This window comes from Amycolatopsis sp. NPDC114503 (assembly GCF_055633655.1).
In genome coordinates, this window is sequence record NZ_JBVKDT010000001.1 from 77887 (window position 1) to 103062 (window position 25176).

The 25176-nt window shown below is 68.9% G+C and carries 22 protein-coding genes and 1 tRNA gene; 9 read left to right on the forward strand and 14 right to left on the reverse strand.

Annotated features, from left to right (window positions below; all coding sequences use genetic code 11):
• The first annotated feature begins 5 nt into the window (after window positions 1–5).
• Window positions 6–503, forward strand: a complete 498-nt coding sequence (locus ACZ7OI_RS00425) for a hypothetical protein (protein WP_470262105.1) — start codon at window positions 6–8, stop codon at window positions 501–503.
• A gap of 355 nt (window positions 504–858) precedes the next feature.
• Here the strand turns inward: ACZ7OI_RS00425 and ACZ7OI_RS00430 are convergent, their stop codons facing one another.
• Window positions 859–2217: an MFS transporter gene (locus tag ACZ7OI_RS00430; protein ID WP_470262106.1), complete on the reverse strand. Its 1359-nt coding sequence runs from the start codon at window positions 2215–2217 to the stop codon at window positions 859–861.
• Window positions 2218–2421: 204 nt separating this feature from the next.
• Between ACZ7OI_RS00430 and ACZ7OI_RS00435 the strand changes: the two genes are divergently transcribed.
• Window positions 2422–3000, forward strand: a complete 579-nt coding sequence (locus tag ACZ7OI_RS00435) for a PaaI family thioesterase (RefSeq protein WP_470262107.1) — start codon at window positions 2422–2424, stop codon at window positions 2998–3000.
• Window positions 3001–3289: 289 nt separating this feature from the next.
• On the opposite strand, the gene ACZ7OI_RS00440 is transcribed toward ACZ7OI_RS00435, so the two are convergent.
• The 8 genes from ACZ7OI_RS00440 to ACZ7OI_RS00475 form a co-directional block, all read right to left on the reverse strand.
• Complete coding sequence (locus tag ACZ7OI_RS00440; protein WP_470263408.1) at window positions 3290–5749, reverse strand: tetratricopeptide repeat protein; 2460 nt, start codon at window positions 5747–5749, stop codon at window positions 3290–3292.
• Between the two features lie 793 nt (window positions 5750–6542).
• The gene (locus ACZ7OI_RS00445; protein WP_470262108.1) at window positions 6543–7508 is read right to left on the reverse strand and encodes a glutamate ABC transporter substrate-binding protein; all 966 of its coding nucleotides are present in this window, start codon (window positions 7506–7508) and stop codon (window positions 6543–6545) included.
• Entirely contained in the window at window positions 7505–8893 is a 1389-nt protein-coding gene (locus tag ACZ7OI_RS00450; protein WP_470262109.1) for a hypothetical protein, read from the reverse strand. The genes ACZ7OI_RS00445 and ACZ7OI_RS00450 overlap by 4 nt, the downstream gene beginning before the upstream one ends.
• Window positions 8894–8984: 91 nt before the next feature.
• Window positions 8985–10040: an ATP-NAD kinase family protein gene (locus ACZ7OI_RS00455; protein WP_470262110.1), complete on the reverse strand. Its 1056-nt coding sequence runs from the start codon at window positions 10038–10040 to the stop codon at window positions 8985–8987.
• Between the two features lie 143 nt (window positions 10041–10183).
• A complete protein-coding gene (locus ACZ7OI_RS00460) occupies window positions 10184–10405 on the reverse strand; it encodes a heavy-metal-associated domain-containing protein (protein ID WP_470262111.1) in 222 nt (73 codons plus the stop codon).
• 192 nt (window positions 10406–10597) lie between these two features.
• Window positions 10598–10801, reverse strand: coding sequence for a cold-shock protein (locus ACZ7OI_RS00465; protein WP_116199576.1), 204 nt, complete (start codon window positions 10799–10801; stop codon window positions 10598–10600).
• Between the two features lie 212 nt (window positions 10802–11013).
• Window positions 11014–11289, reverse strand: coding sequence for a hypothetical protein (locus ACZ7OI_RS00470; protein ID WP_470262112.1), 276 nt, complete (start codon window positions 11287–11289; stop codon window positions 11014–11016).
• 297 nt (window positions 11290–11586) lie between these two features.
• Entirely contained in the window at window positions 11587–13230 is a 1644-nt protein-coding gene (locus tag ACZ7OI_RS00475) for a thiamine pyrophosphate-dependent enzyme (RefSeq protein ID WP_470262113.1), read from the reverse strand.
• A 124-nt stretch (window positions 13231–13354) separates the two neighbouring features.
• Between ACZ7OI_RS00475 and ACZ7OI_RS00480 the strand changes: the two genes are divergently transcribed.
• Both ACZ7OI_RS00480 and ACZ7OI_RS00485 read left to right on the forward strand, forming a co-directional pair.
• A complete protein-coding gene (locus ACZ7OI_RS00480) occupies window positions 13355–14635 on the forward strand; it encodes a hydroxyacid-oxoacid transhydrogenase (protein ID WP_470262114.1) in 1281 nt (426 codons plus the stop codon).
• The gene (locus tag ACZ7OI_RS00485; RefSeq protein WP_470262115.1) at window positions 14629–15042 is read left to right on the forward strand and encodes an acyl-CoA thioesterase; all 414 of its coding nucleotides are present in this window, start codon (window positions 14629–14631) and stop codon (window positions 15040–15042) included. The genes ACZ7OI_RS00480 and ACZ7OI_RS00485 overlap by 7 nt, the downstream gene beginning before the upstream one ends.
• Here the strand turns inward: ACZ7OI_RS00485 and ACZ7OI_RS00490 are convergent.
• Window positions 15029–15982 carry a helix-turn-helix transcriptional regulator gene (locus tag ACZ7OI_RS00490; RefSeq protein ID WP_470262116.1) on the reverse strand — a complete coding sequence of 318 codons (954 nt, stop codon included), beginning with the start codon at window positions 15980–15982 and terminating at the stop codon, window positions 15029–15031. The two genes, ACZ7OI_RS00485 and ACZ7OI_RS00490, sit on opposite strands and share 14 nt — an antisense overlap.
• A 45-nt stretch (window positions 15983–16027) precedes the next feature.
• Between ACZ7OI_RS00490 and ACZ7OI_RS00495 the strand changes: the two genes are divergently transcribed.
• Complete coding sequence (locus ACZ7OI_RS00495; protein WP_470262117.1) at window positions 16028–17116, forward strand: epoxide hydrolase family protein; 1089 nt, start codon at window positions 16028–16030, stop codon at window positions 17114–17116.
• 69 nt (window positions 17117–17185) lie between these two features.
• A tRNA-Lys gene (locus ACZ7OI_RS00500) sits at window positions 17186–17261 on the forward strand.
• Window positions 17262–17324: 63 nt separating this feature from the next.
• Here ACZ7OI_RS00500 and ACZ7OI_RS00505 read toward each other — a convergent pair.
• Entirely contained in the window at window positions 17325–17939 is a 615-nt protein-coding gene (locus tag ACZ7OI_RS00505) for a TetR/AcrR family transcriptional regulator (RefSeq protein WP_470262118.1), read from the reverse strand.
• Window positions 17940–18055: 116 nt separating this feature from the next.
• Here ACZ7OI_RS00505 and ACZ7OI_RS00510 point away from each other — a divergent pair, with 116 nt between their 5' ends.
• The 3 genes from ACZ7OI_RS00510 to ACZ7OI_RS00520 all read left to right on the forward strand — a co-directional run bounded on the left by ACZ7OI_RS00510 (window position 18056) and on the right by ACZ7OI_RS00520 (window position 20304).
• On the forward strand, window positions 18056–18532 hold the full coding sequence (locus ACZ7OI_RS00510; protein WP_470262119.1) for an iron chaperone: 477 nt from the start codon (window positions 18056–18058) through the stop codon (window positions 18530–18532).
• A gap of 5 nt (window positions 18533–18537) precedes the next feature.
• The gene (locus tag ACZ7OI_RS00515; RefSeq protein WP_470262120.1) at window positions 18538–19146 is read left to right on the forward strand and encodes a glyoxalase; all 609 of its coding nucleotides are present in this window, start codon (window positions 18538–18540) and stop codon (window positions 19144–19146) included.
• 276 nt (window positions 19147–19422) lie between these two features.
• Window positions 19423–20304: a hypothetical protein gene (locus tag ACZ7OI_RS00520; protein WP_470262121.1), complete on the forward strand. Its 882-nt coding sequence runs from the start codon at window positions 19423–19425 to the stop codon at window positions 20302–20304.
• A gap of 88 nt (window positions 20305–20392) precedes the next feature.
• On the opposite strand, the gene ACZ7OI_RS00525 is transcribed toward ACZ7OI_RS00520, so the two are convergent.
• The 3 genes from ACZ7OI_RS00525 to ACZ7OI_RS00535 form a co-directional block, all read right to left on the reverse strand.
• Entirely contained in the window at window positions 20393–21346 is a 954-nt protein-coding gene (locus tag ACZ7OI_RS00525) for a helix-turn-helix transcriptional regulator (protein WP_470262122.1), read from the reverse strand.
• A 72-nt stretch (window positions 21347–21418) separates the two neighbouring features.
• Entirely contained in the window at window positions 21419–21814 is a 396-nt protein-coding gene (locus ACZ7OI_RS00530; protein ID WP_470262123.1) for an STAS domain-containing protein, read from the reverse strand.
• A gap of 172 nt (window positions 21815–21986) precedes the next feature.
• A complete protein-coding gene (locus tag ACZ7OI_RS00535) occupies window positions 21987–25097 on the reverse strand; it encodes a BTAD domain-containing putative transcriptional regulator (RefSeq protein ID WP_470262124.1) in 3111 nt (1036 codons plus the stop codon).
• Window positions 25098–25176 lie beyond the last annotated feature (79 nt).

Below are 25176 nucleotides of genomic sequence, written 5' to 3' on the forward strand. Positions count from 1 at the left end.
ACGAGATGGTCTCCGATGACTCCGAAAACACCGAGGCTGTGCGCGCCTTGTTCGCGCAGACGCCGGACGGCCCGCCGATGCAGGTCGACGCAGCCGACGTGATCGTGCGCGGCGCCTCGATCCGCCGTAAGCGCAAGCGCTGGGCGGTCGCGGGCAGTTCCGCCGCGACGGTCGCGGTGATCGTGGTGGCCGGTCTCGCGGTGGGCAGCCGCGGGACCGAGCAACCGCCGGTCATGCCTGCCGGACCGGGACTCGCCACCGTCTCGCCCGCCCCGTCCAGTCCGGACGGTCCCGTGCAGACTCCTTCGGATCCGGCACCCGGTCCGGAGGTGGGCCCGGGCTCGCCGGGCAGGCAACCGCCGACAGAGCCGACCGGCAAGCGGACGGGAACCTCGCGGCCGGCGCCACCGCCGCGGGCGCATCCGACCACGAGCGAACAGGCCCCCGCGTCTCTGCGTTCACCTGCGGGAATCGCGTCGTTACCCAGCCCGACCTCCGGCTGAAACGCTTTCGTGGCAAGAGTGGCGGACGTCACCAGATCAAGTGGCTTTTCGACGAAATATCCCGGGCTTTCGGGGCGATGTTCTCAGTGGCGGCCGGAGCGGCCGTCGAACCAGTCGCTCAGCCGGCACAGGATTGGCCGGCCCGAGAACCTGAGGAGGAAGCACCATGGTGCTCGTTGCACTGATGATCGAAACCGTTGTTGCCGTCGTGGTCGCCGGTGGCCTGGCAGCTTGGGCCCGCAAGCGCTTCGCTCCGCAGGCGATCGAGGCGACGCAGAACAGCTGACTTCACCACGAAAACCGCCCTCCGTCCTTAATGGACGGAGGGCGGTTTTCGTGTCAGTTCAGCAGGTGCTCACTTGCTGGCTCCGGCCAGCTTCCCGCCGGTGTCCGCGGTGTCGATCTGCTCGATCGGGACCTGGGCCGTCTCGGGGATCTTGATGATCGGGACCAGCGCGATGAGCGCGGCGATGATCAAGTAGTACGCCGGCCAGTCCGCGTTGCCGGTGCCGTCGATCAACGCCGTGACGACCACGCCGCAGGTGCCGCCGAACAGCGACGTCGAGATGTTGTACCCGATGGCGAACGAGCCGTAGCGCACGCGCGTCGGGAACATCGCCGGGAACGTCGAGCCGATGACCGCCAGCATCAGCGCCAGCAGGATCGCCACGACCAGGAAGCCGACGATCAGCCACAGCAGGCTGCCGCTCTGCATCAGCTTGATGCTGGGCCAGCTCAGCACGATGAACCCGATGGCCGCGGTGAGCAGCAGGGGTTTCCGGCCGATCCGGTCGGACAGCGCACCGAGCGGAATCAGCAGCGCGAACTGCACGATTTCCACCCCGATGATGATCAAGCTGGACTCGGTGTCGCCGATGTGCAGGGTGTTGGTGAAGTACGTCGGCATCGTCGTGAGCAGCATGTAGTCGGCGATGTTCAGCAGCAGCACGATGCCGATCAGGTTGAGGATCATCCGCCAGTTGCGCTGGATGGTCTCCTTGAGCGGAGCCTTCTCCGCCTTTTCGCCCGCCGCCTCGAGCCTGCGGAACTCCGGCGTGTCCTCGAGCTTCGACCGCAGGTAGAGCCCGATCGCACCGATCGGAAGAGCGATGAAGAACGGGATCCGCCAGCCCCACGAGTCGAACTGTTCGGTAGACAGCGACAGGTAAGTGACCAGCACGACCGAGTTGCCGAGCACGTAGCCGGCCAGCGTGCCCATCTCCAGGAACGAACCGAAGAAACCACGCCGTTTCGTCGGCGCGTACTCCGCGATGAACGTCGCCGCGCCGCCGTACTCGCCACCGGTCGAGAAGCCCTGGATGAGCCGCAGCAACAAGATCGCGATCGGAGCCGCGATGCCCATGCTGTACCCGCCTGAATACGTCGGCAGGACGCCGACCAGGAAGGTGCAGCCGGACATCAGCAGAATGGTGAGCGCGAGAACCTTCTGCCTGCCGAGCTTGTCCCCCAATGGGCCGAAGAACGCTCCGCCGAACGGCCGTACGATGAAGCCGACGGCCAGCAGGGCAAGCGATTTCAGCACCGCGTTGCCCTCGCCAGGGAAGAACAGTGTTCCGATACTCGTCGCGATCGCGCCCGAGGTGAATACGCCGTAGTCGTACCACTCGGTCGCATTACCCATCGCGGACGCGATCACCGCGCGTTTGACTGTTCTCTGATCGACCTCGGGTTTCCCCGTCTTTGGCTCACTCATCCCGGCGGTGACCTCCTCCTGCACACGTCCCGGTCCATCCGTTGGAGCACATTTCCCCAGTCTTGACCCGTTGAACCAAGCTGGCAGGGTGAGTCGCGAAATTTCTACCGTGCGGAATTTTCCGACTACCCTGCGCTCAGGAAATGCGGCCGCGCCGGTCAGGGCGGGTGCCGACGGGTCCTTCCGCCGGGTTAACGTCGTCCCATGAGTCCTGTTTCCGGCCCGTGGCCGCCAGTGCCGGTGGAGCCGCCGGAGATCCACCCGAAAGCCCCCACGCCCGGCGCCGAACTAGGCGCCCACTTCGCCGAATGCTTCGGCTGCGGCGACGACGTGGACGACGGCCTGCACCTGAGGTCAGCCATCGGCGAGGGCTACACAGTGCACTCGAAGTTCACCGTGACCGCCGCACACCAGGGCGCCCCCGGCCTCGCCCACGGCGGCTTGCTGGCGTGCGCCTTCGACGAGGCACTCGGCTCGACGGTAGGAAACCTGCTGCACCGCCCCGCAGTGACCGGCAAGCTGGAAACAGACTTCCGCCGCCCAGTCCCGGTCGGCTCCACGCTGTACATCGAGGCCAGACTGGACGGCGTCGCCGGCCGCAAGATCTACGTAAGCGCAGACGGCCACCTAGACGCCACAGACGGCCCAGTAGCAGTAAACGCCCGCGCAGTCTTCATCTCAGTGGGCTTCGAACACTTCAGCACCCACGGCGACCCCCAAGCACTGGAGAAACTCGCCGAACAACACCGCCGCAACAAACGCGAGTGGGACATCAACCCCTGACCAGGCCGCTCAGGCACCCTCGACGCCCGTGAGGGCCACCCTCACAACCCCAGATTCCCCCAGGGTTCCCCTCACAGCCCTAAACCCGGCCGGCACCCACGCCCCCAACAATCGAGGCACCCAGCCCCTCCCCCGCACCCCGATACGAAGCCTCCCTGCGGTCTGGGGGTGCTTGTCAAGGCATCTTTCCCGCCTTGACAAGCACCCCCAGACCGTCAGCACACTTGGCTTCGGGGTGCCCCACGCAACCGACCGGGCGCAACGTCGCCGCCAGGCGACGAGCGCCCCCTCAGGTCAACGTCCGAGGCCGAATCGCATTAGCCCGATCCACCAACGCGATCCGATCCGCCGTGTCATCAGTCAACCGAGCCAACGACCGATAACACCGCTCCAACCCAAACCGGACGTCCCGCTCCTCCAGCTCACACCCCAGCACCTTCGCCGCACTAACCGGCTGAGCCTGCCCAGGCACCTTCAGCCAGTCATAAGCCGCTTCAAGAACCTCCGCACTGAGCCGCGTATGCCGCTCAGCGTCAAGGTTGAGCCGCTGCAACCGCCCGGACGCGTCAACCAGATCGCCCTCAGTAACAGTCGGGTGCTCCCCAGTCCCCGCCCCCTGCGCCCGAGTCTTGATCTTGATCGCCGCAACCTGCGCGTCCACGTAATGCGTAGAAGTAGCCGGAACCCCTTCCAGCACCTCCACCGCACTCTCCCGCGCACCCTGCGCCAGATACACCCGCGCCAGCCCGAACGCAGCACTCACATACGTCCGGTCAGTCCGCCAAACCAGCTCATAGAACCGCGCGGCGCCGAAGTAATCCCCAACGCCCTCAGCACTAACCGCCAACGCCAGCTTCGGCGCGATCTCCCCCGGCAGATCGTCGTAAACCGCATCGAACGCCACGTGCGCGACCCGCGGCCGCCCACCGGCCAGCTCGATCAGCCCGCGATACCAGTCAATCCGCCAGTCATGCGGAAACCCATGCCGGATCGCCAAATACTGCGCAGCCTGCAGCTGCCGCTGCGCCTCCACGAACTCGCCCAGCTCAATCCGGGCCCGGACAATCCGCAGCCGCACCTCGATCGACTCACGCGGCGCAGTCGCCAGAGCCTCAATCGCCTCGTGCGGATCAAGCGCAGTAGTCGTAGCAAGCACACCGGCAGCCGGGTCATCCGTGTCCACCTGCGGAATCGGCAGCCCCGCCACGACCTCGGCAGCATCCGGCAACGGCACCCGCTCACCCTGCTCAGGCACCACCAGATGAACGCCGAAGGTCCGGCTCTCCGGCCCGAACACCGTCGACGCGGCCGGCCGCGGCTGACCAGTGCCCAGCGCCATGATCTCGCGCAACACGCCGGTCAGCTGGTCCGCCATGTCGTCAGCGGCGATGAACCGCCGATCCGGATCAGCATGCGTAGCGCGCTTCAGGAACCGGTAGTACGACCCGAAAAGCGCGAACAACGGCACCGCGTCCGGCCCCGGCAGCGTGTTCTTGTACTCACGCGTGTAACCGGCGAACTCGAAGCTCAGCACGGCCAGTGTCCGGCCGACCGTGTACAGATCCGACGACACCGAGGCACCGTGCGACGCCAGCTCGGGCGCGCTGTAGCCGGTGGTGAAGAACAGCGGGCTCTCGTAGTCGTCGAGCCGCCGCACCGCGCCAAGGTCGATCAGCTTGAGCTGCTCGCGGGTCTGGATGACGTTGTCCGGCTTGAGGTCGCAGTACAGCAGGCCCTGGCCGTGCAGGTAGCCGAGCGCGGGCAGGATCTCCAGGCCGTACGCGATGACCTGGCCGATCGGCAGCGGCTCCGGCCGGTTGCTTTCCCGATGGTGCTGCAGCGCGAGCTGGCGCAGCGACTGGCCGCCGACGTACTCCATGACGATGTAGCCGACGGTGTTGCCGGTCTGAGCGTCCGGATGCTGCACGAAGTTGTGGATCTTGACGATGTTCGGGTGCTCGACCTCGGCGAGGAACCGCTGCTCGTTCGCCGCGGCGGCCATCGCGGTGGAGTCGCCGGTGTCGATGAGGCCCTTCAGCACGACCCAGCGGTCGGACACGTTGTGGTCCTTGGCCAGGTAAATCCAGCCGAGACCGCCGTAGGCGAGCGCGCCGAGCACCTCGTACTGGCCGCCGACGACCTCGTTCGCCTTCAGCTTCGCGACGAACGAGAACGGCGTGCCGCACTTCTCGCAGGTGCCCTCGGGCTCGCCCGGCTGACCGTCCTTGCCGCGGCCGACCTTCGCGGAGCAGTTGCCGCAGAACCGCTTGTCCTCGGCCACCACCGGGTTCGCCAGCACCGCGGTCGACGGATCGCGGTACGGCACCGGCGGCACGTCGATGAGACCCGCGCCGAGCCGTCCGCGCCGGGAGCGGCGGGTGCCGCGCGAGCCGGTGCGCCGGGAGGTGCCGGGAAACGAGCCGGTTCCGGTGCCGGTGCCTTGCGAGCCCTGCGAACCGTGGGTGCCGGTGCCGTGCCCTTCGCTGCCGCCGGACGGCAGAACGCTGTCCGTGCCGTGGTCGGGCAGCGGGCCGCCGTCGGCGGGGGCCACGCGCGGCGCCGGCGGCATGATGCTCTGGGTGTGCGGCGTCGGGCTGGCCAGCACGCTGGTCGGCATCGGCGCGGCCGGGTCGACCGGGGCGACCGGCTGGTTCGACTGCGGCAGGACCACCGGCGCGAGGTCGCCCGGCGGACGCGTGGGGGCTTCCCCGCCCTCGACCGGACGCTGGCCCTGAGCCGCGGCGCCCATCGGGATCGGGCCGGAGTTCGGGCCGGTGGCGCGGTTCTGCGGACGCGCGCCCTGGGGCTGCGGCGCCTGCTGCGGACGGTTCGGCGGGACCGGTCGCTGTCCGGTGCGCGATTGCGGCGGATACGGCTGGCCCTGGGACGGCGGCGCGGGCTGCCCCGACGCGGCGGCCGGGTACGGCTGGCCTTGCGTCGGCGGGCGGCCTTGCGGCGGCATCGGCTGGCCGCCACGCGGAGCCGGACGGCCCTGCGCCCACGGCGGCTGTCCTGCCTGGCCCGGCTGCGCGGGCTGACCCGCCGGAGCCGACTGCCCTGGCTGGCCGGGCTGCGCGGGCTGCCCTGCCTGACCCGGCTGAACGGGCTGGCCTGCCTGACCCGGTTGACCGGGCTGTCCTGGCTGCTGGGCCTGACCCTGCTGAGCGCCCGGACCGGACGGCCCCCGCTGCGCCTGCTGACCGGGCTGACCGGGCTGACCGCCCTGAGCACCCTGCGGACGCTGCACCGGGGCGTTGATCAACGTCTCGGCGTCGGGATCCGGCTGCGGGTTGAGCCGCCCGGACACCGACGGTTCCGGGGTGTCCCAGCGCACCGGCGGCGGCGGGGTCCACGAAGCGTCGGCCGCCTCGCCCCGCCCGGACGGCTGTTCCGCGGCTTTCGCCTGGTCGCCGTCCCCCTCCGGTGCTGCGTGCCGAGGACGGCGCGCCTCCTCCGACACAACTACCTCCCGAGCTCCCCGCGGCAAAGCTGCCGCTCAAAAAGTACAACTTGCGCGGCGCCCGCGCCGCGAGACCGGCCGGTCACCCGTATTGCGGGGACGGCGGATTCGCCGGTCCCAGCCGCGCCCCGACCCAGTTCTGGTAACTGCTCGCCCAGGTGCCGTCGCCGCGGATCTTGTCCAGCACCGCGTTCACGAAGCGGACCAGGTCCTCCTCGTCCTTCGGGACCCCGACGCCGTAATTCTCCTGCGTCATCGGGTCGCCCGCGACCTTCACCGTCGGATCCTGCGCGGCCATGCCGGCCAGGATCGTGTCGTCCGTGGAGACCGCGTCGACCTGGCCCTGCTGCAGCATCACCAGGCAATCCGACCAGTTCGGCACCGAGACCGCGACCGGTTTGGCCGGGTCGGTGGCGATCTTCGCGAGCGAGGTCGACTTCGCCGCCGCGCACACGCGTTTCCCGGCGAGGTCGGTCAGCGACTGCGCGTTCGACGACTTCGGCACCAGGATCTTCTGCCCGGCCACGTAGTACACCGACGAGAACTGCACCTGCTTCCGGCGGGCGCAGGTGATGCTGTAGGTCCGGACCACCACGTCGACCTGGTGCTCCTTGAGCACCGTCTCGCGCTGCGACGACGTGATCGCCCGGTACTGCACGTGCCCGTCGGAGCCGAAAATCGCTTTGGCGATCTCGTTGACCAGGTCGATGTCGAAGCCTTCGAGCTTGCCGGTCTTCGGATTCCGGAAGCCGAAGAGGTACGTCGTCTGGTCGACGCCCGCGATGAGCTTCCCGCGCTCTTTGATCTTCTGCAGGCTGGGTCCGGAGGTGTCCAGACCATTCGGCGCGAGGCTGGCCAGCGGGTTGCAGCTGGTGTCGGAGTCGCCGCCGGCCGCGGCGTCGGGGCCGCCGACGCCCGCCGGGGTCGGCCAGGCCGCGTCGGTGACCGGCGCGGCCTCTATCGGCTGGTCCGCCGTCCCGCAGGCGGCGGCGAGAACCGCGACCACCGCGAGCACGGCAGTCCGGACGAAGTGCCGCGACCGGATCACCTGTACTCCCTCAATCTCTCTCGCACGCCGACTGTCGCGCCGCCCGCCGCGAGCACCGAAAGCACGCCGACGCCCGCCGCGAGCGCGGTGAGCGCGTTGTCGCCGGATCTGGTGCTGTCGAGGAATTCCTGACGGCAGACGTCGATCGCGGCCTGAAGGTTCGTGTCGAGCCGGGCGAACGCGGCGGCGGCGCTGTTCGGGCTCACGCTCGTCGCGAAGTCCACCGCTTCCTGGTACTGCCCGCCGTCGTCGAGGCGGCGCACCTGAAGGTGGGCCAGCGACCATTCGCGCGCGGCCTGTTCCGCCGCTTCGATCTTCTTCTCCCCCGCGGTGCCGGACGCGAGGTCGCGCGCCTGGCCGAGCAGGCCGCCCTTGCCGTCGGCGCCGACGAGCTTCTCGGCCAGCTTGATGAACTGCTGCTCGTACGCGCCGCCGTCGCCGCGCGCGACCAGCGTGAGGGTTTCGTCGGCGCGTGCCTGCAGGGCGTAGATCCGGGCCCGCACCAGGATGTCGACCTGCGAGGTGCCGTCGGTGCGCCCGGTCGCGACGAGGCTGCCCTGCACGACGAGCGCGACCGCGCCCCACAGCAGTGACAGCACGATGCAGCCGGTGGCCACGAGCAGGCCGATGTTCAGCACGCGATTCGTCCGGCGCGTCAAGTAGATCTGCGCGACCACGAGCGCCGCGAGGAGCACGAGGACCAGCGCGACCGCCGCCCACGGCACGTCGCTGCTGCTGTCCTGCTCGTCGGAAAGCTTCTTGGTGTGCGCGTTGTAGAGCGCGTCCGCGGCGGGAAGGATCGTCGAACGCATCAGCTGCGAAGCCTCGCGCAGATACGAAGCGCCGGACGGGAAACCCTGCCGGTTGTTCGCACGCGCGGTTTCGACGATCCCGGTGTAGACCGGGACCTTCTGGTTCAGGATGTCCACCTGGTGGGCGGCGTCGCCGACGTCGGCGGTGTCCGACGCCGCGCGGGCGAGCGCGGATCCCGCTTCGGCGATGTCCTGCTCGTACCGCTTCCGCAGCGCGGGCGGTTCAGTGCCGACGGAAAGGAAGGCGCTGGCCGCGGTCGCGTCCGCGTCCGACAGCGAGCGGAACACCTGCTGCGCGGCCGCCGCGAGCGGTTCGCGGTGGTCGATCAGGCCGTTGATCGTGTTGTCCTTGTCTTTCACCGACAACACGCCGACAAGCCCGGCCACCAGCGACAGCACCACCAGCGCGACCGCGATCAGCGACAGCTTGCCGGGCGTGGTGGTGCTCGATCTGACGACCGCTCGCACCGCCTGGCCGGGCAGGTCCAGCAGCCCGGCGATTCCGCTGCGGCCCCGAAATTCCTCCGGAGGGGGCTCGGCAGTCGTTTCCGGCCGCGTCGCAGTGCTGCTCATCCCCGATCCTCCCCGTGTGCCACTCGCAGAAGGTAGCCGGTCGGGCAAGGCGCAGCGAACGACACCCGGAAGGTGTCACCTGCACGTGATCTCAGCCAGCGCAGCGACCGTGGCTTCGGCCTTTCTCGCCGGTTCCGCTTGTAGCAGCACTGCGCAGCAACCCCTGGGTTGCTGCTTCGGCCATTGCCGCGCGTACGTCGACGCACCACGGGCCGTCTGCGCGCAGTTCTACGTACGCGCCTTCGCCGTTCTTCAGCTCCAGCTCGCGTTCTCCGTCTACCGCGATAACACCGCCACCTGCGGCAAGGTCGACGCGTACGCCGGGACGCAGCACTCCCCAGCCGCGTACGCCCACTGGACGCACCACGCCGGGCGCGATCGCTGCGTGCACCACGTACGCGGAACTCTCAACCGGACCAAGCTGAAGCGCTACGCCATCCGCGCTAGAACGAGAACTCGGACACAGCTGTCCGGCGATGCTCGACAAGCCAATGCCGTCCGGCTCGGCGAAGGTGCAGTACAGCTCGGTGAGCGCGGTCGGATCCCAGAGCGCCTTCGCGCCGACGTGTTTGTTCATCGAGACCGCGACGTCCACCAACGCGATCTCGCGGCGGTTCTTCGTCACGACCTCGAGCATGCTGACCCGCTGGGTCACGAGGTCCGCGTCGACCTGGCCGCTCGCGACCATCCCGGCGGCGAGCCCGGCCACCGTGGCCTCGCCGGCCTGCGGGAACGCGTTGTTGGTACCGGTCGGCAGCGCGAGCAAGGGCACGTCGCCGCAGGCCTTCGCGGCCACCCGCGCGGTGCCGTCGCCGCCGAGGCACACGATCACGCCGGCTCCGGCGTCGACCATCCTGCGCACCGCGTTGATGGTGTCCTGCGCGGAGCCGGTGAGCGTGTCCTCGTCGCAGAACTCGACCGCGGGCAGCGGATCGCGGCCGAGGTCGCGCAGGACGGCGGCGGAGATGCCGCCGAGGTCCGTGGAGAGCAGCACTCGTTCGACGCCGGTCACCGCGAACGCCGACAGCAGCCGGCGCACCAGATTGGCCTTCTCCTCGACCGGGACGGCCGACGCCTGCGTGACGAGCCTTCGGATGTCCTGTCCGGAAGCAGGGTTCGCCACTATCCCCGCAACGACTGCCCCCATCGGGCACCCCCCAAGTCTGCTGCCGCCAGGGGACCAGCACACGCGTCCGGCCGCGCGGAGGAAAGGGTTGCACGGACGTTGCATCGGCCGTGCCTCCACGCCGGCCAGAGCCTACCCTGGGTTCCCGCGTGGCTACCCATCGTTCAAACGAGAGAAGCAAGCCCTTCGTAGGTGTACCCGGCTTCCTCGACGGCTGCGCGGACGGCCGTTTCGTCGAGAACCTCGGCGCTGCGGACCGTCACGTGTCCGGTTTCGACGTCGACGGTCACGTTCTCGACCCCGGGCACCTCGGTGAGCTCTTCGGTGACCGACTGCGCGCAGTGGCCGCAGGACATCCCGGCGACGAGATAAGTGTTTTCGCTCATGTCCGGGAGCCTACGAGCCCGCGGACTGGCCACGATCGGGTGATCCACCATGGTCGTCCCAGCACAGAAAGCCTTGGCGGGCAACACAATCCGCATCGTGGGACCGGGGCCGGAGCCGATTCGGGGGCGGAGACGAAAGAAGCCACCACCCCCGGAACCGGGAGTGGTGGCGACTTAGCGATTAGACGCAGGTCAGATCAGGTTGACCGACGTGGCCTGCGGGCCCTTCTGGCCCTGGCCGATCTCGAACGACACGCGAGCGTTCTCCTCGAGGGTACGGAAACCGTTGCCCTGGATCTCGCTGTAGTGCACGAAGACGTCGCCGCCGCCGTTGTCGGGAGTGATGAAGCCGAACCCCTTCTCGGAGTTGAACCACTTCACGGTGCCCTCAGTCATCTAAACAATCTCCATACATAACACCAAAACAGGAAGCCGACCGACGTCCTGGGCCCAGACACGGGCGAGATGTGTTCCCCGAAGGGGGAGGATCACGCCCGCTGAGTTCTGCGAGCGTGCTTTACCACGAACACAAAAATCGAGACCAACCAAAGTAAAGCACAGCGGAGCGGGACCGGACAAGCCGACTCACCCCAGTTCGCGCGACCGGGTCACTCCCCGCTGGCTTGGCGGAGCGGTCCGCCGAACGGCGAGCGCCAGTCGGCGCCCTCGTCGGACGCGACCACGGCTACGTCGTGCGCCTCCGCGCTGGCGCTGAACAGCACCGGAACCACTCCAGAGCGAGTCTGGGCGGGCACCTCGACAGCCTCGCCGTGCTCCGGCTCCTCGTGCACCACGGACACCAGCGCACCGGCCCGCGCGGACCGGGCCCGGCCGCGAGCCGTCGCCGCGGCGGTACGGGATTTCCCGTCCATTTCGTCGGCCATGACGAACTCCCCTCGTTCCTTCCCCGCGCCAAGCGGGGGATGACCGCGATGGTGCCATCCGGCACCGACAAAATCCGGCCGAAACCGGTTGTCCCCACCCCTGAAACGCGCCGAATGGCCGCGAACCGAGCCGGGGAGCATGTCCACCCGGGAATTTCCCCAACCGAACGCCGGCCGAACTCAGCCGAGCGAACCGGGTCCGGATGCCGAACCCCGGGAACACCAGTCACGTTACCCGAGCCAACCCCCGTCAGCTACCGAACATTCCCGGCGTTTCCCTGTGTTCTCAGGAAGATTTCAGGTCCCCGACGGGCGCGGGGCTCCGAGAAGCGTGCTGAGCCGCACGTCCGGGGTCACTACGTCCGGGTCTGTCCGGACGTCGATCACGCAGGGCCGCTGCCGGACGAGCGCGCTCGCGATGATCGGCTCGAGCCGCTCGCGATCGTCCACCGTGTACCCCGCCGCGCCGAGCCCGCGCGCCCACGACGCGAAGTCTGTCAGCGGGATGGTTACTCCGGACAGCCGTCCGTGCGTACGCGCTTGATGCATCGCGAGCGGACCGTGCAGGCCGTTCTGGAACACGACCACCATCACCGGCGCGCGGTAACGCACAGCGGTCTCGATCTCTTGCCCTGTCATGAGCGTGCCCGCGTCGCCGACCATCGCGACCACAGCGCGCCGCGGCTCGGCGAGCTTCGCCGCTACCGCCGCAGGCACCGCGTACCCCATCGCAGCGTTGCTCGGACCGAGCTGGCTGCGCGGAGCGGTGAAGCACCAGTAGCGGTGCATGAACTGCGCGAAGTTGCCAGCGTCACTTGTGACGATGGTGTCCTCCGGTGCGAGCTTTCGCAGCGCGCGCACGACGTCGACCGGATGTACGCGCGTGTTGTTGCTTGTGTTCGGCGGCGTCATGAAGGTGTGCACGGCGGCGTTCGCGGCCGACGCTCTGCGCGTACGCGGCGAAGCGATCGCGCGCAGCTCCTTCAGGAACGGCTCGACCTCAGTGTCCACACGGAACGTCAGGCCGCGGCGTCGCTGTTCGTCGATGCCAGTGCCGACAAGGACAAGCGTCTGCTGCGGAGTCGGATAGCGGAAGCCCTGCGTCGTGACTTCGTCGAGCTGTGTGCCGAGTGCGAGCACGAGGTCGGCTCTTTCGAGCGCGTCGAGCTGGCGTGCGGGGATGCCGAGGCCAAGGTGTCCGGCGTAGCGCGCGTGGTTCTCCGGGAAGGCGTCCTGGCGGCGGAAAGCGTTGTACACCGGGAGCGCCAGCTCCTCCGCCACCGCGATCAGCTCGTCCCGCGCCGACCGCGCGCGCCCGCCGACGATGACCACCGGGTAGCGCGCTTCGTCCACCAGGCCCGCCACAGCTTCAGCCGAACGGCCCAGCGTTCCGGTGGCCGGCGGGCGAACCTTCGCCGCCGGTTTGGCCGAGTCGTACGGCACTCCCCACGCGTCGCTCGGCACGCCGATGACGACCGGACCCGGCCGTCCTTCGCGGCAGCGGGCGAGACCTTCGGCGAGGAGGTGCGGCACGTCGTCCGGGTCGTCCGCGCGGACGACCCATTTGGCGACCGTTTCGAACATCCCGGTCGAATCGGAGGCCGGAACCTCGCCGGTGAGCACCGGGTCGAGCGCGGGGGTTTCGAGCAGCACCACCATCGGCGTCTCGTCCTGGTACGCCGTCTGCACGCCCATGACCAGCGCGGCAGCGCTCGGGCCGCGGCTCGCGAGCAGTACGGCGGGGCGTTCGGTGAGCTTGCCCTCGGCCTCGGCCATGAAGGCGGCGCCCGAATCGTGGCGGGCCGAAACGAGGGTGACGTCGCGCTCGCGGCGGAGCGCGTCGAGCAATTCCAGGAACGACTCGCCGACGACCGCGTACACCCGGCGGACCCGGGCCTCGTTCAAGACGCGTACGGCCGTTTGCGCGACGGTGGTTCCCACTTGGTATCTAATGAGGAGAGCTTAGGGCGGCACCGTGAACCGGCGTCAAGTGATCTTGAACAACTCGTCGCGGGATTGTGCCAATTGCCGGATTGGGCTGCCCACCAGTTGGGAGGACGCCGTCGTGACATCCGCCGAACATGAGACTGTTTTCACTTATGGGGCTCCGGCGCTCAAATACGGAACCGGCTCAAGCGACGAGATCGGATACGATCTGACCCAGTTCGGCGCGCGTCGGGTGCTCGTCGTCACCGACCCGGTCGTCGCGGCGACCGGCTGGCCGGAGCGGATCGCCGAGGGCATCCGCGGCTACGGGATCGCGGCCGAGACCTTCGACGGAGTGCACGTCGAACCCACCGACGTCAGCCTGCAGAAGGCCGTGGACTTCGCGCGCGGCACCGGTCCGTACGACGCGTTCGTGGCGGTCGGCGGCGGCTCCAGCATCGACACCGCGAAGGCCGCCAACCTGCTGACCAGCAACGACGGCGAGCTGATGGACTACGTCAACGCGCCGGTCGGCGGCGGCCGCGCGCCGGCGAACCCGCTGAAGCCGCTGGTCGCGGTGCCGACGACGACCGGTACCGGCTCCGAAAGCACCACGGTGTGCGTGCTGGACGTGCTGTCGCTGCGGGTGAAGAGCGGGATCAGCCACCTGCGGCTGCGCCCGACGCTGGCGGTCGTGGACCCGCGGCTCACGGTCAGCCAGCCGGCCGGGGTCACCGCGGCGAGCGGGATGGACATCCTGTGCCACGCCGCGGAGAGCTACACCGCCAAGCCCTACACCGAGTTCGGCCGGAAACGGCCGGAGGAGCGGGTGCCGTACTGCGGGGCGAATCCGCTGGCGGACATGTTCGCGGAGAAGTCGCTGCAACTGCTGTCGTGGGCACTGCCCGCCGCGGTGCGCGACGGCGACGATCTGGCCGCGCGCGAGGCGATGGCGCTGGCCGCGACGTTCGCCGGGCTCGGCTTCGGCAACGCCGGCGTGCACATCCCGCACGCCAACGCGTACCCGATCGCCGGACAGGTCCGGGATTTCCACCCCGACGGCTATCCCGGCGACGAAGCGATGGTGCCGCACGGCATGGCCGTCTCGCTCACCGCGCCCGCCGCGTTCCGGTTCACCTTCGCCGCGAACCCGGAACGCCACCAGCGCGTCGCCCGGCTGCTGGCCCCGGACTTCGAGTGGTCCGGCGACTTCGCAGATCACCTGCCGGCCGTGCTGACCACGCTGATGCGCGACATCGGCCTGCCCGCCGGGATCGGCGCGGTCGGCTATACGGAGTCCGATGTGGACTCTCTCGTGGAGGGAACGCTGAAACAGCAACGGTTGCTGGCCACCGCGCCGCGCACACCGTCCGAAAAGGACCTGGCGGGGATTCTGCGCGACTCGGTGCAGCTGTGGTGAGCTACCCGCATTGGCAGACGGTTCCGTTGCGCTGGAAGGACAACGACGTCTACGGCCACGTGAACAACGTCGTGCACTACTCGCTGATGGACACCGTCATCAACACCTGGCTGATCGAACGCGGCGGTCTGGACATCGAGTCCGGGCCGGTGATCGGGCTGTGCGTGGAATCGCGTTGCGCTTACCACGCTTCGGTTTCGTTCCCGGACACGCTGCGGATCGGACTGCGGGTCGCGCACCTCGGGCGGTCGAGCGTGCGGTACGAGATCGGGATGTACTCGGCGTCGGAAACCCTGGTGGCGGAGGGGCATTTCGTGCACGTGTTCGTGGATCGCGAGTCCCGGCGGCCGGTGGAGGTGGCAGGGAAGCTGCGGGAATCGTTGACTGCCTTGATCACCCAGGGCTGACCGCGCGGAGCGCCCGGCCGCCGAGTTCGCGCAGATGCTCCGCCAGCTCCGGCGGTTCGTGCACCTCGAACTCGCGACCGAGGCTGGTCAGCCGGAACGCCAGCCACTCCAGGGTGTCGGCCGGGCTGACGACGCGGCAGGTGCGGTCGTCCACCGCGGTCACTTCGCTTGCCGCGCCCCAAATCCGCGCCACCTCGTCCGCCGGCGCGTGCACGGTGACCACCGCGCGATGCGTCGGGCGGGAGGTGTGCAGCTTCTTGGTCACGTACGCCGCCGGGTCCTTTGTGGGCAGGTGGCGCTGGTCGAACCGTGCCCCGGTGGCCTGCAGCCGTTCGATGCGGTCAACCCGGAAGACCCGCCAGTCGTCCCGGTCGCTGTCGAACGCGAGCAGGTACCAGCGACGACCGGACGACACCAGATGATGCGGCTCGACCAGCCGTTTCGTCTCCTTGCCGTCGTTGGCGAGATAGCCGAACCGCAGCCGCTCGCGGTTGGCGATCGCCGTCGCCAGAACCGTAAGCGACTCCGGATCCACCCGCGGCCCGTCGTTCACCGGCAGCGGCACCGTCGCGTTGCTCAGCACGCTCACCCGACGCCTAAGCCGCGACGGCAAGACCCTCTCCAGCTTGGTGAGCGCCCGCACCGACGCCTCGTCGATCCCGGTCACCGCATGCCCCGACGCCATCCGCAACCCGACCGCGATCGCGACCGCCTCCTCGTCGTCGAGCAGCAACGGCGGCATCGCACTGCCCGCGACCAGGCGATATCCGCCGTCGGAGCCCATCGTCGCCTCGACCGGATACCCCAGCTCGCGCAGCCGCTCGATGTCCCGGCGCACCGTCCGGCCCTCGACGCCCAGCCGCTCCGCCAGCTCACTGCCCGGCCACTGCCTCGGCGTCTGCAACAAGGACAGCAACTGCAACAACCGCGCCGCACTCATGATCTAGGACCATATCTGACCTACATGGTCTCTAGCGTTCTCGTCATGAACATTCGCCCGTTCCGCATCGACATCTCCGACGCCGCCCTCGCCGACCTGCGCGCCCGGCTCACGCAGACCCGCTGGCCGGCGCAACTGCCCGGCGAAGGCTGGGACCGCGGGGTGCCGGTCGACTGGCTGCGCGAGGTCGCGTCCTACTGGGCGACCGGCTACGACTGGCGCGCCCACGAGGCTCGGTTGAACGAATTCCCGCAGTTCCACACCGAAATCGACGGGGTCGACCTACACTTCCTGCACGTCCCGTCCGCCGCGCCCGACGCCACGCCGGTGTTGCTGACACACGGCTGGCCGAACTCCTTCGTCGAGTTCGCGGGCTTGATCGAGCACCTCTCGGACTTCCACGTCGTCGCCCCCTCGCTGCCCGGTTTCGGCTTCTCCTCCGCCCCCGGCCCCGGCTGGGATGCGTCTCGCGTCGCCCGCGCGTGGGCCGAGCTGATGCGGCGTCTGGGGTACCGCGACTACGTCGTCCAAGGCGGGGACTACGGCGCATACGTCGCCCCGGAAGTCGCTCGGGTCGGTCCGGTACTGGGCGTCTACATCACCGCCGGCCTGGGCATTCCTGCTGAGGCCGACGTGCCTGATCTGGACGCGGCGGAGCGTGCCGCGTTCACCGAGATGATGTCGCAGGACTGGATGAACGGCGTCGACCACCACGGCCTGCTGCGGGCCGCGCCGCAGACGTTCGCTTATGGCTGGAACGACTCCCCGGTGGGTGCGCTGGCGTGGATGGCGCAGAAGTTCCACGAGTTCAATGCCGGTGGTCGGCCGCTGGACGAGATGCTGGACGCGTTCCTGACGAACCTGAGCGTGTACTGGTTCACCGAGACTTTCGGGACGTCGTCGTGGTCGTTCTATTCCGGTACCGGTTTCGCCTGGCCGCGGGGGCAGAAGGAGGTGCCGACCGGGGTGTACAGCGGGGTGCCGGGGATCCGCCGGCTGGCCGAGCGGGAGTCGGAGATCGTGCACTGGCCTGTTGACAATCCGGCTGGGCATCACTTCATCGCGATGGACCAGCCGGAGGCTTACGCAGCGGATCTTGCACGGTTCGTGACACGGGTCCGGTCTATGCGGTGAGGCGCCCGTCGCCGGGGTGAGGACCCACCCCGGCGGGAGGCCGGGCGGTGCCCGCTAGACTGAGCGCGCGGGCCGTTAGCTCAATTGGTAGAGCTGCGGACTTTTAATCCGTAGGTTCTGGGTTCGAGCCCCAGGCGGCCCACCACGATCGACATCCCCGCTGGCCAGCGGGGATGTTCTGCTTACCGGGTTCAGGCAGCGCTAGAGATCACCGCGCCGCAGCCGGGCCCGTTCGCCCAGCCGTTCCATACGCGGCCATGAACATGTCCAGCAGGTTGTCGACAGTGCCCTCGTCGACCACGCGGGTCGACAGCAGATGGCGGTAGTACAACGTGCCGCACAGCACCTCGGCGGCGAACTCCAGATTTACGTCCTCCATCAGTTCTCCGGTGTGCTGCGCGCGGGTGATCCGTTCGAGGGTTCGGCTTTCCACGGTGAGCAGGAATCGTTCGTGCAGGGTCGCTCGCAGGGCGGGATCGGATTGCGCCTCGGCGATCAACCCGCGGTAGACGGGGCCGACCGGCGGGCCGGAGAGTGCGGGGCCCGAGCGCAGGAATTGTTCGCGCAGGTCTGCTCGGACGTCACCAGTGTCGCGGTAGTCCAGATCCGTGGTCCATACGCGGCTCAGCGCGTCCAGCAGGAGCGCGGCCATGGAGGGCCAGCGGCGGTAGATCGTGTGTTTGCCGACTCCGGCGCGGCGGGCGACCGCTTCGATGTTCAGGCCTGCGTAGCCGACCTCCCCGGCCAGGTCGAGGGTCGTTTGAAGCAGTTCGTCGGTGCGTGCGGCGCCTCTGCGTCGCGGTGCGGCGGGCTGGTCGGCCATGTCTCCATCTTATCGGCACGGTTCGTGCCGTTGACAAGACGCGGGGATCGAGTACATCATCGGCGCGTGATCGGCACGGTGCGTGCCGATACTGAGATTCTGGAAGGGACACCGCTATGGACAGAACGCACGAAGGCTTCACCGCCGAAGAGCGGGCCGCGATGAAGGACCATGCCAAGGAGTTGCGGGCTGCGAGACGCGGCGGTTCGCGTGCGGACAAGGCGGCGCAGGCGGAGCGGGACGTGCTCGCGAAGATCGCCGAGATGCAGCCGTCGGATCGGATCATGGCCGAGCGCGTCCATGCCGTCGTCAAGGCCAGCGCGCCGGTCCTGGAGCCGAAGCTCTGGTACGGGATGCCCGCCTACGCGCTGGACGGCAAGGTGGTCTGCTTCTTCCAGAGCGCGGAGAAGTTCAAGGCGCGCTACGCGACGCTCGGATTCAGCGACCTCGCCGCGCTGGACGACGGTCCGATGTGGGCGGCGGGCTTCGCCTTGGCCGACGTGACGGCAGAAGCGGAGGCGCGGATCTGTGCGCTGGTGAAGCAGGCAGTGAGTCCGGTCAGGGACCGGCAAGCGCTGCCGGAATCCGCGTGACTGCCATGGCATCCATCGAATCCGTCACCCTCGACGTGGCCGACCCCGCAGCCGCCAAACGTTTCTACGCCAACGCTTTTGGCCTGGAGACGCAGATTCGCCTGCGGGCTTCGGAGGCGCCGACGACTGGCTTCCGCGGGTTCACGCTGTCGCTCACGGTGTCCCAGCCGGCCACTGTCGACCGCCTCATCGGCTCGGCGATCGACGCCGGCGCCACGACGCTGAAGGCCGCGGCGAAGTCGCTCTGGGGTCACGGCGGGGTCGTCCAGGCCCCGGACGGGACGATCTGGAAGGTCGCGACCTCGGCCAAGAAGGACACCGGCCCGGCCACCCGGCGGATCGACGAGATCGTGCTTCTGCTGGGCGCCGCAGATGTGGCTGCCAGCAAACGGTTCTACGTCGAGCGCGGCCTCGACGTGGCGAAGAGCTTCGGTCGAAGGTACGTCGAGTTCGCCGCTGGGACGAGTCCGGTGAAGCTGGCGCTTTACCGGCACCGCGCTCTTGCCAAGGACGCCGGAGTCTCTCCCGACGGCACCGGATCGCACCGGCTCACGATCAGCGGCGATGCCGGGTCCTTCACCGATCCGGACGGGTTTGACTGGGCCGCCTCCTGATTGTCTCTGCGCGACGCGGCGGACGGGCGACGGCCCGGAAATCCTTGCGCGGCACTACTCCGCACCTTGTTCCGGCAGCAGGCGAGACCGCAGTGCCGGAACAAGGTGCGCAGCCCTCCCGGTTGCTCAACTAACCGGAGCCGTGCCTTCCCGGTCGTGTGCGGCCGTCCATTCGGGCAGCGTTGCGTGGTGGCGGCCGTCTGGCACAACCTCCGCGGGGCCGTGGCGTCTTCTCGGGCAAAGCTTCACCAATTGCCGCGAGAGGGGACGCTGGACATGGGATTCACCGCAAAGAAGACGGTCAAGATGGCGATCATCGGAGGGGCGATCGCCGCTACCGCGCTTCTTTCCGCCTGCAGCGGGAACACCGCTGGGAACGGGTCGCCGGTGAACGACGCCGCCGTCCAGCAGTCTTCGCAGGGTGCTGCCGCCGGTGGGTCCGGGGGTTCCGACAACACCAAGGGCAGCACAAAAGGCAAGGCGAACGGCGACGTCAACTGCAGCAAGCTCAACGGCAAGCAGGTCACCCCGCCCGGCGGCTCGCAGATGGACGTGATCGCGGTGTCGGCGACCACCGGCACCAACCCGGGCTGCGACGACGCCTTCAAGGTGATCACCGAGTACTACCGGGAAATCCCGACGAAGGGCGAAGGCCCCGGTCACCGCGTGCTCGACATTTTCGGTCACTGGACCTGCGCCGGCTCCGGCGACCAGGCCAACCCTCAGGGCAGTGTCTGTGGCAAGGACGGCCGTACCGACTACACGATCGAGACCCGGCCGTCGGGGCGCGACAAGGCACCGGAGCCTCGCCGGTTCCCGAACACCACTCAGACCGTGCAGTTCACCGGCTTTGACGCTAGCGTCAACATGGCCACCTTCCACCTCGTCCGCCCTCAGGGCCGCGGCGAGTACGTGCCGGTCGCGGGTGACACCAAGACCTACCGCCTCCCGCTGGCCGAACGTGCCATCGTGTGGAGCGCGGCCACCCTGTGCCAGAACGACAACCAAGCCACCGTCGGCGAAGACGGCCTCGGCACCTTCCGCTGCGACGCCGACCAGCTGCGTCGCACCCTCGCCGGCGGAACCCCGGCCCTCGCCCAGATCCTGGTGAGCGGCGACGACCAGATCGCCCAGGTCAAGGAGATCTACCACCCCTGACCCAGCATTTCTTCCGACTGTGGGGCGACCGGGAATCTCCGGCCGCCCCACAGTCGTGACCGGGAAATCCGCTAGTCCACTGTGGACATCAGCGGTCGTCCTGAAGAGACTGCGAGGGAAGCTCGTCATACGCAGCCCGGTAATGCGCAGTAAAAGCACTGGGCCGCGTATACCCCCAACGCGCCGCCACCTGAGTAACAGTCGTCTGTCCTGGCACGGCAGCACGCAACTCAGCCCGCGCGTGATCCAGGCGGACACGCCGCAGGTAAGCCATCGGCGTCGTATCGAGGTGCCGTCGGAATGCCAACTGCACTGCCCGCGCCGAGACGCCAGCCGCCTGGGCTAGGTCGGTGGCCGTGAGGTCGCGCTCGGGATTGGCTTCGATAAACGCGATGGCGCGGCGCAAAGCTTGCGGATGCGCATCAAGGCCGGTGCCAGCGCGTTCGGCCAGCGCGGTCGTGGGAAAAGCTGCGAGCACAGCAGCAGCGAGGTGCTGGGTCGCGGTGCTGACCAGCAGCGGGTGCTCAGCGATGTCCGGAGCAGCGAGGACCTGATCGCGCACGTAAGTGATGGCCGCACGAAGGTGCTGGGCGCTGGCGGCGGACACCGGGTTGTGGTCGAGCAGTTCGACGGGCTTTTCGGCACCGGCGACGCGGGTCAGCACAGCGGGATCGAGCATGGTGATGCTGTAGCGAGCCCGGCAGATCCGGCCGGAGTAGGGGCGGTCGGGCGGGGCGAAGGAGAACAGGTCGCCAGGCGCGAAGACGGCGGGTTCGGTCCACCCGGCGACCTTGTGGTCTTCGATGGTTCCGGCTTCGATGTCGCAGAGGCAGATCCGGCCCAGCGGATCGACGTCGTAGCTCATGTCGAAGTGCAGGTCCAGCTCGTCGGCGCTGACCGTGTCCGAGGCGACGCGGGTGATGTGGGCACCGGCGTCGCGGCTGCCGCTGCCGATCCGCATGGGGGCGTAGGAGTTGCTGAGGAACTCTTCGGTGCGGTCCAGATCATCACTCTCGAACACCACGCGCCCAGGAGCGGACATACGCAAGCGGCCCTTCGTCCCACGTCGACAGCGCCCCGGCGGCACCGTGCAAGGACGCTCCGGTTACCCGCGTCAGCCAGGGGCCAAACCGTTGATCCTGAGCTGGGCGCAGGCGTCGTCGATGGTGGCGGCGAGGTTGAGCCTCACGTCGACCCGAGTGAGGCGCATCGGGCGCAGCACGGCCCGGTTGCCTCCGGTCACGACGATCAGCTTTCGTTGCTGGACGCTGGCGGCGCGGTGGGTTTCGATCATCAGCGACATCCCGACGACGGCCATGAAGTCCAAGCCGGCGCAGTCGAGCACGACGTCGCGGCCGTTCCGCAGCTGCGTGTCCAGCACGGTGGCGAGGTCGCCGGCGGTGGCCAGGTCCAGCGAGCCTCTCAGCCGCACCAGTACGAGGGAGCCCACGGCCCCGCATCGGATCGCCAGGTCGCCGGGGCGCAGCGACCGGTCGGTTGTCTCGGACATCAGCGGGGTTCTCCCTGTCGTCTGTGTGGCCAACGCCGCGAGGGGAAGAGTTTCCCGAAGTCACCGCTGAATCTCACTGCTCGGCTTCCGTCCGCTTGGGTCCGGAAGGATCTGGTTGTCTCCACCGTGCAGGGCTCAGCTGGAACGGTCTAGCGGCGCAACCGAACACCGGCTATCCGGAAAACGAACCGTTCCGGCGCAGCCGTGCGGGATCGGTTCGGGTGACCGCCGTCGGCGCAGCCAGCTGCCAGCCGCTCTCGTACGCCGTCGCGAAGCGTTCCTCGCCTAGGGACAGCCGGCCGCGGCTGCTCAGCGTGCGTACCTGCAGGTCAGTCCAGTCGTGCGCACCGCGCAACCGGGCTGCCGCGCCGAGGATCACAGCCCCGTCCTGGAAGCGGCCGTACAGCTCGGCCAGGCCAGCCACCGTCACCGCGACGGTGGCCACGATCGGCAGGTCCTTGCTGTTGACTGCGGCCGCGTACGCGCGGGCCAGCGCTGCTTCGGCACCGGGGCCGTCGCCGTGCTCCAGGCAGAGTTCGGCTCGGACGGCGCTCACCAACGCCTGTCCGTGGTCGGCGCCGAACGGGAGCTGGGTGGACAGCCCGGCCTCGGCTGCCTCGATCAGCTCACGCGCTCGGGTCAGGTCACCGGTTCGCAGGCGGAAGCTCGCTTCTCGGGCGTCGAGCAGCACGACGGTCTCGGGCATGGTCGAGCGCAGCGTGCGTTCGCGGGTTGCGGCGATCATTGTCGCGGCTTGGTCGGTTTCGCCGAGTCGGACGTGCAGGTCGATCAGGCGCAGGTCGATGAAGGTCTCGTCGTTGTGGTTGAGCGAACCGAATTCCCGGGCCAGCCGCTTGGCCTCGGTCAGGTCGGCCAGCGCACCGTCGAGATCGCCGTCGTACTGCCGCAGCAGGGCGCGCATCGGGAGGGCCATGGCCAGGCCCCAGGTGTCTCCGGCGTCGGTGAAGCAGTCGAGCGCGACGGAGACGTCCGGGCCGACCTGGTCGAGGTGGCCGTCGTTTTCGGCTAGTTCGGCGCGGGTGATCCGGGCCAGTCCGGCCAGCCATCGGTCCGGGCCGTCGGCCAGCCGCTGGATGAGCGGCGACGCGTCGATTCCCGCGCGGGCGGCCAGTTCGGCGGCGGTCAGTACGCCGAAGGGCGGCAACTCCGGGTAGTTCAGCAGGCGAGTGACCACCTCGTCGGCTGGGGCACCGGCGTCCAGCAGCAGCGCTCCGGCGGCGATGTCGTGGTTCATGCCTGGCGGAGCAGTCGCTTGGCCGAGCCAGTACGACGAGTCGGCGTGCCGGCCCAGCATGTGCCAGTACCAGGTCAGGTCGAGCGCGAGGGTGAGCGCGGCGTCCGAGGTGTCGCAGAGGTGACGCAGGGCGGCCAGGATGTTGTCGTATTCGGCGGTCAGCAGGTGGAGGGCGTCGAGTTGCCGGGGACCGCGCAGAAGCGGGTCGTTGGCGGCGGCCAGTTCGGCGAAGTATTGCGCGCCCAAGTCGCGGACGGTGGCCAGGATTCCTTGTCCGGCAAGGCATTCCAGGCCGTATTCGCGGATGGTCTCCAGCATCCGGTATCGGCCGGGGACGAGCTGGAGCAGCGAGCGGTCGACCAGGTCCGCGAGCAGGTCCTGGACTTCATCGACGGGTAGTGCGCAGACCGCGGCGGCTGAGGCGGGCGTGACGCCGCCGGGCAGGACCGAGATTCGTTCCGCGACCGATCGCGCGTCCTCGCTGAGCAGGTCCCAGCTCCAGGCGATCACCGCGCGCAGCGTGCGGTGCCGGGGGAAGGCCGTTCGGCTGCCGGTGGTGAGCAGTCGGAATCGGTCGGACAGGCCGGAAGCCAAGTCTGCCAAGGAAAGCGTGCGCAGCCGGGCGGCGGCCAGTTCCAGCGCTAGCGGCATGCCGTCCAGGCCGCGGACGATTCGCAGGACGTCGTCGAGGTTCCGCTCATCAACGGCGAAATCGGGGCGCACGGCGGATGCTCGCTCGGTGAACAGCCGCACTGACTCGGTGTCGCGGGCCTGCTCGACGTCAGAGTCCAGTTCTGGCAAAGGAAGCGGGCCGAGCGGGACCAGTGCCTCGCCGTCGATCGCCAGTGGCTCGCGACTGGTGGCCAGGACCCGCAGGCCGACGCAACGTAGCAGCAGTGACGACAGGAGGTGGGCCACAGCGTCGATCAGGTGCTCGCAGTTGTCCACCACCAGCAGGCTTTCCTTGCCGCCCAACTGATCCGTCAGTACCTCCAGGTCGCTGACCGGTTTGGCCAAGGGCTCGAACAGCGCGGCGCCACGGAGTCCGATCGCCGACAGCATCGCCGCGGCGACCTTGGTCGGTTCGGTGACCGACGAGAGGTCGATCAGCCAGCTGCCGTCGCGGTAACGGTGGAGGCGGGCAGCTTCCAGGGCGAGGCGGGTCTTTCCGGCACCACCTGGGCCAAGCACGGTGACCAATCGGCCAGCGGCGAGCAGCGTGTCGATCCGGGCCAGATCGTCGGTGCGGCCGACGAAGCTGGTCAGCGACGCGGGCAAAGCGGTCGGCTTAGTCGCCTTGACGGGTTCGGTGCGCAGCAGGTTCAGGTGACGTTCGCGAAGCGCTGCCCCGGGATCGGCGCCCAGAACCTCAGCCAGCGTTTCCCGTGTTTTTTCGTACTGGGCCAAGGCTTCCGCTTGACGGCCTTGGGCGGCGAGGGCGTCCATGAGCAACGCGGCGGCGCGCTCGTGGACGGGATGGCCGGCCAGCAGAGCGGTTAGGCGGGCAGCGGCTGCGTCGGGGCGGCCCTGGGAAAGCTCGGCTTCGGCGAGATCGGTGACGACCTCGATCGACAGTCGGGCCAGCCGGGTCGCGGCGGCGGGCTCGACTGCCGCGACCGCTGCCGGTTCGACGCCGGGGCGGTCTCCCCACAACGTCACGGCCTCCAGCAAAGCCGTGGCACGGAGGCGACCTGCGGTGGCGAGGTGCTCGAACCGCAGCGCGTCGACGTCGGCGGCGTCGACGGTCAGCCGGTAGCCGCCCCCGAACTGCGTGACATCGCTGGCCGAGCCGAGGGCTCGACGCAGCCGTGAGACCAGGGCCTGCAGAGCGTGCGCGGGATCGGCGGGCAGGTCCGAGGCCCAGATCGCGTCGACCAGGGCGCTCTGCTCGACCGTCCGTCCGCCAGCCAGCGCCAGCCGCGCGACCAGCCCCTGCAACCGGCGGCCGGGCACCGCCAGTACGGCCTCGCCCCGCACCACCTGAAACGCCCCGAGCAGCGTGACCCGAAGCCGCGCGCTCCCGTCCATTCGACGATCTTCGCGCGAACACCCGGGTCAGCGCCATGTGCCTCCGGGTGAGCGCCGTGTGCGGGCCGTGTGAGCGGCC

Bases quoted from the DNA above. Each gene is read 5' to 3' on its own strand.
- ACZ7OI_RS00510 (WP_470262119.1), top strand. From the start codon at position 18,056: ATGGACAGAACGCACGAAGGCTTCACCGCCGAAGAGCGGGCCGCGATG.
- ACZ7OI_RS00535 (WP_470262124.1), bottom strand. From the start codon at position 25,097: ATGGACGGGAGCGCGCGGCTTCGGGTCACGCTGCTCGGGGCGTTTCAG.
- ACZ7OI_RS00465 (WP_116199576.1), bottom strand. From the start codon at position 10,801: ATGACTGAGGGCACCGTGAAGTGGTTCAACTCCGAGAAGGGGTTCGGC.
- ACZ7OI_RS00470 (WP_470262112.1), bottom strand. From the start codon at position 11,289: ATGGCCGACGAAATGGACGGGAAATCCCGTACCGCCGCGGCGACGGCT.
- ACZ7OI_RS00425 (WP_470262105.1), top strand. From the start codon at position 6: ATGGTCTCCGATGACTCCGAAAACACCGAGGCTGTGCGCGCCTTGTTC.
- ACZ7OI_RS00455 (WP_470262110.1), bottom strand. From the start codon at position 10,040: ATGGGGGCAGTCGTTGCGGGGATAGTGGCGAACCCTGCTTCCGGACAG.
- ACZ7OI_RS00440 (WP_470263408.1), bottom strand. From the start codon at position 5,749: ATGGGCGCCGCGGCTCAGGGCCAGCGTCCGGTCGAGGGCGGGGAAGCC.
- ACZ7OI_RS00520 (WP_470262121.1), top strand. From the start codon at position 19,423: ATGGGATTCACCGCAAAGAAGACGGTCAAGATGGCGATCATCGGAGGG.
- ACZ7OI_RS00530 (WP_470262123.1), bottom strand. From the start codon at position 21,814: ATGTCCGAGACAACCGACCGGTCGCTGCGCCCCGGCGACCTGGCGATC.
- ACZ7OI_RS00525 (WP_470262122.1), bottom strand. From the start codon at position 21,346: ATGTCCGCTCCTGGGCGCGTGGTGTTCGAGAGTGATGATCTGGACCGC.
- ACZ7OI_RS00430 (WP_470262106.1), bottom strand. From the start codon at position 2,217: ATGAGTGAGCCAAAGACGGGGAAACCCGAGGTCGATCAGAGAACAGTC.
- ACZ7OI_RS00495 (WP_470262117.1), top strand. From the start codon at position 16,028: ATGAACATTCGCCCGTTCCGCATCGACATCTCCGACGCCGCCCTCGCC.
- ACZ7OI_RS00515 (WP_470262120.1), top strand. From the start codon at position 18,538: ATGGCATCCATCGAATCCGTCACCCTCGACGTGGCCGACCCCGCAGCC.
- ACZ7OI_RS00450 (WP_470262109.1), bottom strand. From the start codon at position 8,893: ATGAGCAGCACTGCGACGCGGCCGGAAACGACTGCCGAGCCCCCTCCG.
- ACZ7OI_RS00505 (WP_470262118.1), bottom strand. From the start codon at position 17,939: ATGGCCGACCAGCCCGCCGCACCGCGACGCAGAGGCGCCGCACGCACC.
- ACZ7OI_RS00490 (WP_470262116.1), bottom strand. From the start codon at position 15,982: ATGAGTGCGGCGCGGTTGTTGCAGTTGCTGTCCTTGTTGCAGACGCCG.
- ACZ7OI_RS00460 (WP_470262111.1), bottom strand. From the start codon at position 10,405: ATGAGCGAAAACACTTATCTCGTCGCCGGGATGTCCTGCGGCCACTGC.
- ACZ7OI_RS00435 (WP_470262107.1), top strand. From the start codon at position 2,422: ATGAGTCCTGTTTCCGGCCCGTGGCCGCCAGTGCCGGTGGAGCCGCCG.